Here is a 1,033-nt window from a genome sequence, read left to right on the forward strand (position 1 = left end):
AAGAACGCCAATGGAAACTCTGATAGATGGCAAAGAGATCTGGAAGGAAAAATTTGTAGCCTGAATTTGACCTGACAGACACCCTCTGAAAAATCGGTGACTGTCAGATCAGGTCTGAACTACTACATCTAATGCTGGTCGGGATAACCGCCAGCCTCATTCTCACTAAACGGACACCTCCATGAAAATTAATTTCACCAAAAAAGAGTACCGGCTGCTGCTGGATATGATCAAAATGGCCGACTGGGTCTTGAATGCGCACTCCATCAGTGATGAGGAGTTTGCAGCTACTCAGCAGTACCGGGTCATCAGTCAGAAGGTAATGTCCCATGCCAAAGAGGCCGGGTGTGAGGATCGGGTTACCTTTGATAAAAAACAGGAAGAGTATTTCGCCACTCAGGATTACGATATGGAAGGGGAGTACATGAAATTCATTGAAAGGTTTCAGAATAACAGTTTCTGGGACGAACTTGAGAACCATCTGGCCTCCCGTGATTTTCTCAGAAAACACCATGAATCGGTCATTAAAAAAATGAGCTTTGAAGATAAATTTATCGCGACAGAGAAGCTGAAAGAGGCCTATCAAGAGGAGTTCTGCAAGTATGGGATTGAGCACCTTGAGGTGGTTGGCAAGTAGCCGTCACCATGGTCAGTCGGAGATCAAGGCTCGCCATGGTTTAGTTCAGGTGTAGTAGTTCTGGCCTGGCCTTCGCCCCATCAGCCTGTCTGGTATTTCGCCAGCCAGGCATGTTTGAAAGCCAGACCGCCCTCCGCCGATCAGGTCACTCAACTGGTATTCAATCCCCACTCCTAGCACAATCCGTCAACCTTGCTGCCTGGCCTGCTTCTGAAAAGCCGGGGTATACCCTCCACTCTCATTGCCCAATAAATGGCAGTGTATTTAAATGCATTAGTTCAGATCTGATCTGACAATTCCCTCTTCAAAAAAGGGAAGGGTTACCGATTTAGATAGAGGGTGAAATCACTGAAATCTAAATCGTAAAAAGGTAACCCTTATGATTCATACTAATCA

The 1,033-nt window shown here is 46.0% G+C and carries 1 protein-coding gene; it reads left to right on the forward strand.

Annotated elements, in window-relative coordinates; all coding sequences use genetic code 11:
- Nucleotides 1-181: 181 nt before the first annotated feature.
- Nucleotides 182-637, forward strand: coding sequence for a hypothetical protein (locus tag ACNRUY_RS26625; RefSeq protein WP_488114685.1), 456 nt, complete (start codon nt 182-184; stop codon nt 635-637).
- Nucleotides 638-1,033: the final 396 nt, after the last annotated feature.

The organism is Endozoicomonas sp. Z74, from assembly GCF_057680865.1.